The 9,947-nt window shown below is 70.8% G+C and carries 9 protein-coding genes and 1 pseudogene; all 10 read left to right on the top strand.

Annotated features, from left to right (window positions below):
• Window positions 1-100 precede the first annotated feature (100 nt).
• Window positions 101-619, top strand: coding sequence for a GNAT family N-acetyltransferase (locus ACWEKS_RS10465; RefSeq protein ID WP_452339800.1), 519 nt, complete (start codon window positions 101-103; stop codon window positions 617-619).
• Window positions 616-1,686, top strand: a complete 1,071-nt coding sequence (locus ACWEKS_RS10460) for an LLM class flavin-dependent oxidoreductase (protein WP_452339799.1) — start codon at window positions 616-618, stop codon at window positions 1,684-1,686. The genes ACWEKS_RS10465 and ACWEKS_RS10460 overlap by 4 nt, the downstream gene beginning before the upstream one ends.
• Window positions 1,683-3,317, top strand: coding sequence for an ABC transporter substrate-binding protein (locus ACWEKS_RS10455; RefSeq protein WP_452339798.1), 1,635 nt, complete (start codon window positions 1,683-1,685; stop codon window positions 3,315-3,317). Before ACWEKS_RS10460 ends, ACWEKS_RS10455 begins: the two co-directional genes overlap by 4 nt.
• A gap of 4 nt (window positions 3,318-3,321) precedes the next feature.
• Window positions 3,322-4,281: an ABC transporter permease gene (locus ACWEKS_RS10450; RefSeq protein WP_452339797.1), complete on the top strand. Its 960-nt coding sequence runs from the start codon at window positions 3,322-3,324 to the stop codon at window positions 4,279-4,281.
• Window positions 4,274-4,435, top strand: a complete 162-nt coding sequence (locus tag ACWEKS_RS10445; protein WP_452339796.1) for a hypothetical protein — start codon at window positions 4,274-4,276, stop codon at window positions 4,433-4,435. Before ACWEKS_RS10450 ends, ACWEKS_RS10445 begins: the two co-directional genes overlap by 8 nt.
• 65 nt (window positions 4,436-4,500) lie before the next feature.
• Entirely contained in the window at window positions 4,501-5,370 is an 870-nt protein-coding gene (locus tag ACWEKS_RS10440; RefSeq protein ID WP_452339795.1) for an ABC transporter permease, read from the top strand.
• Window positions 5,367-6,992 (top strand): dipeptide ABC transporter ATP-binding protein, encoded by a 1,626-nt coding sequence (locus ACWEKS_RS10435; RefSeq protein ID WP_452339794.1) that lies wholly within the window; start codon window positions 5,367-5,369, stop codon window positions 6,990-6,992. Before ACWEKS_RS10440 ends, ACWEKS_RS10435 begins: the two co-directional genes overlap by 4 nt.
• A gap of 113 nt (window positions 6,993-7,105) precedes the next feature.
• Window positions 7,106-7,858 (top strand): annotated as a pseudogene (locus ACWEKS_RS10430) (LLM class flavin-dependent oxidoreductase); the annotation flags it as partial.
• On the top strand, window positions 7,855-8,667 hold the full coding sequence (locus ACWEKS_RS10425) for a DUF1684 domain-containing protein (RefSeq protein WP_452339793.1): 813 nt from the start codon (window positions 7,855-7,857) through the stop codon (window positions 8,665-8,667). The pseudogene ACWEKS_RS10430 and the gene ACWEKS_RS10425, both read left to right, overlap by 4 nt.
• Window positions 8,664-9,800, top strand: a complete 1,137-nt coding sequence (locus ACWEKS_RS10420; RefSeq protein ID WP_452339792.1) for an LLM class flavin-dependent oxidoreductase — start codon at window positions 8,664-8,666, stop codon at window positions 9,798-9,800. Before ACWEKS_RS10425 ends, ACWEKS_RS10420 begins: the two co-directional genes overlap by 4 nt.
• Window positions 9,801-9,947: the final 147 nt, after the last annotated feature.

Below are 9,947 nucleotides of genomic sequence, written 5' to 3'. Positions count from 1 at the left end.
ACCACGGGACCTACAAACAGGTCCTCGACCGCTGGGGCCTCGGTAACGAGGCCGTGCCGCAGTCGCGGATCAATCCGCCCGGACTACCCAAGAAGAAGGGATGAGCGTGTCGCGCACCGTATTCCACGTCGCTCAGCACGATCCGCTGGCCGCGCCGCTGCTGGCGGAGCTGGCCATCGAATACAGCAGCCGCTACGGCCGTACCCCGGGCGAGGTGCACGCGGATCTGACCGGCTATTCGGCCAGTCATTTCGCGCCGCCGCACGGCGATCTGCTGATCGTGGTGGAGGACGGCGAACCGGTGGCGGGCGGCGCCTTCCAGCGCTTCGACGCGGAAACCGCGGAGCTGAAACGGATCTGGACGTCGAGCGCGCACCGCCGCCGGGGGCTGGGCCGGTTCGTGCTGGAGCAGCTGGAGGCCGAGATCGCCCGGCGCGGCTACCGGCGCATCTACCTGACCACCGGTCCGCGTCAGCCGGAGGCTGTGGCGCTGTACGCGGCCGCGGGCTACACCGCGCTGCCGCGCGACATCGTCAAGGAGGTCGGGCACGTGCACCCGTTCGAGAAGTACGTCGCCGCCGGCCGGCGCTCCGGCGACACCGCGGCGGTCCCGGCATGAAGTTCCTGCTCCTGACCCTGATCACGCACACCCTCGACCCGGTGACCGGCACTGCCGAGACGCCCCGCCAGCGGTTGCGCCGCGTGGTCGACAGCGCCCGGCTGGCCGAGGACCTCGGGTACGACGGCTTCGCGGTGGGGGAGCGGCACGAGGATCCGTTCATCTCCGCCGCCCCGCCGGTGGTGCTGAGTCACATCGCCGCGGTCACCTCACGCCTGGCCCTGTTCACCGGTGTCACCACGCTGAGCCTGCTGGATCCGGTGCGCGCGTTCGAGGACTACTCCACCCTGGACAATCTCTCCGACGGGCGCCTGGAACTGATCATCGGCAAGGGCAATGGCGCGGCGCAGGCCAAGCTGTTCCACGTCACCACCGATGACCAGTGGGATCGCAATCGCGAGGGCTACGAGCTGTTCCGCAAGCTCTGGGACAGCGACAGCGTGACCTGGTCCGGCCGCTTCCGGCCGGCGCTGACCGAGGCCAAGGCGCTGCCCCGGCCGCTGCAACCGCGCCTGCGCATCTGGCACGGCAGCGCGACCAGCCGGGAATCCGCGGATTACGCGGCGCTCCACGGGGATCCGCTGTTCTCGGCGAATGTCACCTATCCGATCGAGCCGTACGCGGAACTGGTGGACCACTACCGGGAACGCTGGGCGGCCTACGGGCACGATCCGGCCGAGGCGCTGGTGGGCGCGGGTACGGCGGGCTTTCTGGTGACCCGGACCTCGCAGCAGGCCGTGGACCTGTATCGCCCGGTCTTCGAGGCCCGTCAGGCCGTGGCCCGGAAGTTCGGCGTACCCATCGTCTTCGAGACGGTGGAGGATTTCGTCGCACGCTCCTCGGCGCTCATCGGCAGCCCGGAACAGGTGCTGGAAAAGGTGAGCCGCTATCACGAGCGGTTCGGCCACGAGGTGATCCACCTGAGCGCCGACGCCGACGGCCGCACCGAGGCCCAGCATCGCGACAGCCTCGAGCTGTTCCAGGCCGAGGTCGCATCCGAACTGCGCCACCGCATTCCGAGCCGCCCGCTGGGCGGCGATCGCTACCTGTCCGGAGACCCCGCATGAATCACCCCCTCGCCGCCCGCGCGACCCGTCCCCTCGCGCTCGCGGGCGCGCTGGCCGCCAGCCTCGCGCTGACCGCGTGCGGTGGCGGCGGTACCGCCGGTGGCAATGGCGAGCCGTCGGGCCCGCCGCAGTCCGGCGGCACCCTGCGCTACGGTCTGTCGTCGGCCCCGACCTGCTCGGATCCCGCGCAGTCCGCCACGAATCAGACCATCTACGTGACCCGGCAGGTTGTCGACTCACTGGTCGATCAGGACCCGGAAACCGGTGCGTTGAAGCCGTGGCTGGCCGACAGCTGGACGGTTTCCCCGGACGCCAAGTCGTTCACGTTCCACCTGAAGGACGGCATTACCTTCAGCGACGGTACCCCGCTCACCGCGGACTCGGTGCGCAAGAACTTCGATTCCATTGTCGCGCTCGGCGGGGCCAAGGCGCCGCTGGCCGCGAGCTACCTGGCCGGATACACCGGCAGCACGGTGGTGGATCCGCGCACGGTGCGGGTGGACTTCGCGGCGCCGAATGCCCAGTTCCTGCAGGCGACGTCGACGCCGCAGCTGGGGATCCAGTCCGACGCCTCGGTCGCCAAGCCCGCCGACGACCGCTGCCTGGGCGCGAATATCGGCAGCGGCCCGTTCACCTATGCGGAATGGAAGCAGAACGCCTCGGCCACGCTGGCCAAGCGCGCCGGATATGCCTGGGGCTCTGCGGTCTTCGCCGGACAGGGTGAGGCGTACCTGGACAAGATCGTGTTCACCGTGGTCCCGGAGTCGGGGGTCCGCACCGGCAGTCTCGCCTCCGGTCAGCTCGATGCCATCAGTGACGCCCTGCCGCAAGATGTTTCGCAGATCGAAGCGGGTGGTGGCCGGGTGCAGTTCACCGCGAATCCGGGCGTGCCGTTCGGCCTCCAGGTGAATGTCACCCGCGGACCGCTGCGGGACCCGGCGGTGCGGGCGGCGCTGGTGCCCGCCCTCGACCGTAAGGAACTGGTGGACACCGTGCTGGGCCCGCAGTTCAAACCGGCCACCAGTGTGCTCGCCTCGAAAACCCCGGGGTATGTGGATCTTTCATCCCGGGTGAAGTACGACCCGGACGCGGCGAAGAAGCTCCTCGACCAGGCCGGATGGGTGCCCGGCGCGGACGGGATCCGGGTCAAGGACGGCCAGCGGCTGGCTGCGGGCGTCATCTTCTCCGCGGTCTTCGCGGGTAATCAGGCCATCCTCGAACTGACCCAGCAGCAATTGAAGGCGGTCGGATTCGATCTCGGCCTGGAGCCGCTGTCGGTGGCGGAATCGAATGTGCGCCAGAACAACAAGGACTTCGACTTCGACTACTACAACTCCACCCGTGCCGACGGCGACATCCTGCGCACCACCTTCGCGGTGGACCAGCGCAACCTGAACGCCCGCGGCCCGGCCGAGCCGCTGGACTCCCTGCTCGCCCAGCAGCTGTCGGCCACCGACCCGGCCACGCGGGCCCGCGTCATCGGCGACGCCCAGTCGGCGGTGCTGGATCAGGGCCTGTGGATTCCGACCATCGAACTGTCCCAGGCGATCGGCGTGGGCAAGGGCGTGGCCGGGGTGAAGTTCGAGGCGTCGGCCCGGTTGCAGTTCCATGACACCTGGCTGCAGCGGTAATTCCATGGGCCGCTATGTGATCGGACGGGTACTCCAGGCGGTAGGCGTGCTGTGGGCGGCGTTCACGCTGTCGTTCGTGGTGCTGTACCTGCTGCCGGGCGATCCGGTGGAGATAGCCGCCAATACCGCCACCGGCACCCCCGTGGACGCGGCGGCCATCGCGGAGATGCGGGCCAGATACGGCCTGGACCAACCGCTCTGGACGCAGTACTGGACGGCGCTCACCCACGCGGTGCGCGGCGATCTGGGCCATTCCATCTTCAGCGGCCAGACCGTCGCCCGCGCCGTGGCCGAGGCGCTGCCCTCGACCCTCGCGCTGGCCGGGCTCGGCCTGCTGCTGGCGGTGCTCGGCGGCACCGGGCTCGCCCTGGCCGCCGCCTACACCGAGCGGCCCTGGCTGCGCGGATTGCTCACCGCGCTGCCGCCGATCGGGGCTTCCATGCCCGGCTTCTGGGTGGGATTGCTGCTGCTGCAGCTGTTCTCGTTCCGGTTACGGCTGGTGCCCGCGCTCGGCGGGACCGGGTTCAGCGGCACCATCCTGCCCGCGGTCACCATCGCCATCCCGGTCGGCGCGGTGATTGCCCAGGTGCTCTACAGCAGCCTGGTCGCCACCTGGCGGCAGCCGTTCGTGGCGGTGGCCTTCGCCAAGGGCGCGTCGCGCTGGTGGGTGCAGCTGCGCCACGTGCTGCGGCCCGCCGCGACCCCCGCGTTCACGGTGGCGGGCCTGTGGGTCGGCCAGGTGCTGGCGGGCTCGGTCGTCACCGAGACCGTGTTCTCCCGGCCGGGACTGGGCCGCCTCACCCAGGAATCGGTGCTGAACCAGGACATTCCGGTGGTGCAGGGCATCGTCGTGTTCGCCGCGCTGGTCTTCGTCACGGTCAACCTCCTCATCGATCTCGCCTATCCACTCTTGGATCCCCGTGTGGCGCACCGGGATACCCGCAAGGAGCGCGCCCATGCCTGACCTCCTGCCCGCTCACCTGATCCGGAACCTGCGCGACAACCTGCGCGTCCCCTCCGGCCCGCGCTCCCGGCTGCGAGTCATCACCCTGACCCACCCGCTCCTCGATCCCGGCATCGCCTACTGGGTCGGCGAAGAGGAGGCGTCCGATGCGTGAGGACCTGTTGCCGTGGCCGGCACCCGCGCTGAGTCGGCGGGCGTGCGAAAGTAGGTGGCCCGATCATGTCTGACGCTGTGGCGCTGTCGGATACGCCATCGCTGCCGATCGTCCCGATGCGGCGCGCAGTGGCGTGGGTGCGCGGAAATTTCGGACTGTTGGCGGCGAGTGCTGTGGTGCTCCTGGTGCTGGCATGGGCGATCGCCCCGGCGGCATTCGCCGGTAGCGATCCCCTGCGCGGCGTGCCGGCGCAGAAGCTGCGCGGGCCCAGCGCGGGGCACTGGTTCGGGACCGACCATCTCGGCCGGGACCTGTACGCCCGCGTGGTGCACGGCACCGGTCTCTCGGTGAGCGCGACCGTGTTCGCGGTGCTGCTCGGGCTGATCGCGGGCTCGCTACTGGGGCTGGTGGCGGGCACGGCGGGCGGCGCGGTGGACACGGCGATCATGCGGGTGGTCGACGTGTTGCTGTCCATACCGGATCTGCTCGTCGCGCTCGCCATGATCACCGTGCTGGGGCTGGGCACCCGCAATGTGGCCATCGCCGTGGGTGTTTCGCTCATCGCCCGGTTCGCGCGGGTGATGCGGGGCGAGGTGCTGCGGGTGCGGCGGGCCCCGTATGTGGAGGCGGCCTTCGCCTCCGGGGTGCGCTGGCACACGGTGTTGTTCCGTCATGTGCTGCGCAATGCCTACGGTCCGGTGGCGGCGCTGGCGGCGGTGGACTTCGGGGTCGCGGTGCTGTTCGTGGCCTCGCTGAGCTTCCTCGGCTACGGCGCGGTGCCGCCGACGCCGGAATGGGGATCGCTGGTGTCCGACGGCCGCGGGTTCCTGGCCACCGCGTGGTGGCTGACGACCATGCCCGGGCTGGTGATCGTCGTGCTGGTGCTGTCCACCCAGCGGATCGCCCGCGCACTGCAGCAGGACGGTGCCCGATGACCGATCTGCTGTTGAGTATCGAGGGACTGCGGGTCGAATACCGGGGCAGTACCGGGACGACGGCTGCCGTGCGCGGCGTCTCGCTGCAGGTGCGGCGCGGTGAGACGGTCGCGCTGGTGGGCGAATCCGGTTCGGGCAAGTCGACTCTCGCGCACGCGGTGATCGGGCTGCTGGACGGCGGCCGGATCACGGCGGGTGCGATCGGCTTCGCCGGGGAGCGCCTCGAGCACGCCTCGCAGCGGGCGCTGCAACGGATCCGGGGTGCGCGCATCGGCCTGGTCCCGCAGGACCCGGGCACCTCGCTGAATCCGGTGCTGCGCATCGGCGATCAGGTGGGGGAGGTGCTGCGCATTCACGGCCGGGCGGATCGACGCACCGCCCGGCTCGAGGCGGTGCGGATTCTGGAGCAGGCCGGACTGGATCGGCCGGAGGTGCGGGCCGGGCAATATCCCCAGGACCTGTCCGGCGGCCAGCGCCAGCGTGTGCTGATCGGCATCGCCCTGGCCGGTGGCCCCGAACTGGTGATCGCCGACGAGCCGACCAGCGCTCTCGACGTCACCGTGCAGCGTCGTATTCTCGACCACCTCGCGCAGCGCACCGCGGAATCCGGTGCGGCGGTCCTGCTCATCACCCACGACCTGGCGGTGGCCGCCGAACGCGCGGACCGCATCGCGGTCATGCAGAACGGACTGATCGTCGAAACGGGCACGGCGGCAGAGGTACTCGGCAAGCCACAGCACGAGTACACGAAGCGGTTGATCGCCGCCGCCCCCACCCTCGACCGGGGTCAGCATCCGCGACCCGTCCGCGAGCCCGCGACGCCGCTGGTGTCGGCGACCGGGCTGCGCAAATCCTTCGGTGTCGCCGGGGATTTCACGGTCGCCGCGGTCGACGACGTGTCCTTGGAGATCAATCGGGGCGAAACCCTGGCCGTGGTCGGCGAATCCGGTTCGGGCAAGTCCACCACCGCCCGCATCATCGCCCGGCTGGCCGCACCGGACGCGGGCACCGTCACCTTCGACGGGCAGGACATCACCGCGCTGAAAGGGGCCGGGCTGCGGGCGCTCCGCCGCCGCGTCCAGGTCGTCTATCAGAACCCGTACGTGTCGCTGAACCCCAAGCTGAGTATCGGCACGATCGTGTCGGAACCCTTGCAGGCGTTCGGAATCGGCGATCGCCGGTCCCGCCGCGCGACGGCCGCCGAACTCCTGGACCAGGTCGCGCTGCCGGGCGCCTACCTGGATCGCCGCCCCGCCGAGCTTTCCGGCGGCCAGCGGCAGCGCGTCGCCATCGCCCGCGCGCTGGCCCTGCGCCCGGACCTGATCGTTCTCGACGAACCGGTGTCGGCCCTGGACGTCTCGGTGCAGGCCCAGATCCTGGATCTGCTCGAACGGCTGCAGACCGACCTGGACCTGGCCTACCTGTTCATCTCCCATGACCTGGCCGTGGTCCGCCGCCTGGCCGACCGCGTGGCCGTCATGCGCCAGGGGTGTGTGGTCGAAACTGCCACCACCGCAGAGCTTTTCGACAATCCGCAGACCGACTACACCCGCGAGTTGCTCGCGGCCGTCCCCCGGGCGACCCCGCCCGAGGTCCCCCTTCCGCTCGAAAGGACAGCCTGATGCCGCATCTCCCTCCGCTGCTGCTGGGCCTGGAACTGTCCGGCGCCGGCGTGCACCCGGCCTCCTGGCGGCGCGCCGACTCCCGCGCCGAGGACCTCTTCGATGCCCGCTCCCGCTGGCGGGAGGCGGACGAGGCCGTCGAGGTGGTGTCGCGGCTGTGGGACAGCTGGGAGGACGACGCCGAGATCCGTGATACGTCCACCGGCCGCTTCATCGACCGCGACAAACTGCACTACATCGACGTCGCCGGTGAGCACTTCTCGGTGAAGGGCCCGTCCATCACCCCGCGTCCGCCGCAGGGGCAGCCGCCGGTGGCGGTGCGCGCGGCCGATCCGCACAGCACCCGGGTAGCGGTGCACCGCGCCGATCGCATCCGCCGGCAGCAGGTGACGCCGCAGACCGCGATCGCCTTCCTCGAACAGGTCTGGGGCCGTGACCTTTCCGCCTACGATCCGGACGGCCCGCTGCCGGACATCGATCCGGCCGAGGATGTGAACATCACCCGGGGCAGGGTCCGGCACGCTCGCGATCCGCGCGCCATCGCGGAGGCGTGGCGGGCCAGGGCCGAGGCAGAGCAGCTCTCCATTGGCGAGCTCATCATCGCGACCACCGCCCGCCGGCAGTTCGTGGGCACGCCCCGGCAGGTGGCCGCCGAGATCGACCACTACGTCCAGTCCGATGCCGCCGACGGTTTCGTGCTGGTCCCGCATCTCACACCGACCGGTCTCGACGAGTTAGTCGAGAAGGTCGTCCCGGAACTGCAGTCCCTGGGCAGTTTCCGCACCGAGTACACCGGCACGACCCTGCGTGACCACCTGGGTCTGCGCCACCCCCACCACGGCACCGAAGGAGTCCGCGCCTCATGACCGCCACCGCCACCGAATTCGACCAGCAGTGGGCCGCGTTCCGCGCCGAACGAGCCGCCTGGGCCCGCCAACCGCTGGGCTGGCTCAGCCTGACCGGCCTGCACTGGCTCGGGGAGCACGACGAGACCGTCGACGGCCTGCCCGGCCGCTGGCGCGCCGAGGGCGAGAACGTCCATGTGACAGTGGGATCCGAGGAGGCCGGGCAGCTGCTGCTGAACGGCGCGGCACTCGCCGGTTCGGCGGTGCTCACCCCGGGCGAGGGCGCCCCGGGGCTCGAGGTCCGCACCGGTGACCGTGTCATCGAGGTGATCCGCCGGACCGGGCAGTTCGCGCTGCGTGTCCACGATCCGGCGTCGCCGGCCCTGGCGGCCTTCACCGAGATCCCGGTCTACCGGCCGGATCCGGCCTGGGTCGTGACCGGCCGGTTCGAACCCTTCGAGGTGGCCCGGGTGGTCACCACGGGTGCGGTGGTCGAGGGCCTCGAACACCACCACGCCGCCACCGGAACCGTGACCGTCGAACTGGACGGCGAGCAGCGGCAACTCGTCGTCTTCGGTAACCAGACGCGCGGCCTGCACGTGCTCTTCACCGACGCCACCAGCGGCGTCACCACCTACGGCGGCGTGCGGCGGCTGGATCTGTCCCGGCCCGCCGCCGACGGCACCGTGGTCCTCGACTTCAATCGCGCGGTCAATCTGCCCTGCGCGTTCACCGACTACGCCACCTGCCCGGTCGCTCCGGCCGAGAACCGGCTCCCGCTGGCCGTCGAAGCGGGCGAACAGGATCCGCGTAAGGAGCACACCGCATGACCATTCCGCTATCCGTCCTGGACCTGGCCCCGATCAGCGCCGGCTCCACGCCGCAGCAGGCGGTGCGCAACAGTATCGACCTGGCCCAGCAGGCCGAACGGCTCGGCTACCACCGGTTCTGGGTCGCCGAGCATCACTTCGTGAAGGTGGCCGGCGCCGCGCCGACCACGCTGATCGGATTGATCGCCGCCGCAACCGAATCCATTCGCGTCGGGTCGGCGGCCGTGCAGCTCGGGCACCACACCTCGATCTCGGTGGTGGAGGCCTTCGGCACCATCGACGCCCTCTACCCGGGTCGCCTGGACCTGGGGCTGGGGCGCTCCGGTCACCGTGCGGACCAGGTGCGGTCGGCGGGTGTGCCGCCGGTGCCCGCGCCGGATCGCCCCACCGAGGTTCGTGACGGCGTGGTCATCCCGCCCCCGTTCTTCCCCGGCCAGCTGCTCGACTTCTCCAGGGTGCGAGCGGGTTTGGGCGCGTTGCACCTGCCGGGCGCGCAACCGCTGCCCTACACCGAGCAGATCGCGGAGATTCTCGCGCTGCTCGACGGTACCTATGTCACGCCCGACGGCGTCGAGCTGCACGCCGTCCCCGGCGAGGGCGCCGATGTGCAGCCCTGGCTGTTCGGCAGCAGCGGTGGTGAAAGTGCACAGCTGGCAGGGCGATTGGGCCTGCCGTTCGCGGCGAACTATCACGTCTCGCCGGGCACCGTCGTGGAGACGGTCGAGGCCTACCGCGCGGCCTTCCGCCCGTCCGCCCGCTTCCCACGCCCGTACCTGGTGGTCTCCGCCGATGTGGTGGTCGCCGCGGACGACGCCACCGCCCAGCACCTGGCCGCCACCTACGGCCACTGGGTCTACAGCATTCGCAGCGGTGCGGGCGCGGCGGAATACCTCGATCCCGACACCGCGCCGCCACTGCCCGACCAGCAGCGCCGCCTGGTCGACGACCGGATCACCACCCAGTTCGTCGGTTCCCCGGCCACCGTCGCCGAACGCCTGCGCGCCCTGCAACGGCTCACCGGGGCGGACGAAATCCTGGTCACCAGCGTGACTTTCGACCATGAGAACCGGGTGAACTCGCACCGCCTGCTGGCTCGCGAGTGGGGACTGTCCCCGCAGGTGCGCGCCGCCTGAGACCACCGCCGCCCGCCCGGAAGGGGACTCCGGGGCGGGCGGCGGGGAAACCCGCAGTGCGCGCAAGGGCCTCGCGTGCTTGCGGGACCGGGGGCCGGGCCGGACCGTGGACCGTCCGGCCCGACCCCCTTCGGCCACAAGGAAATC

The organism is Nocardia sp. NPDC004711 (assembly GCF_053601595.1).
This window is presented reverse-complemented; position numbering and strand designations above follow the sequence as displayed.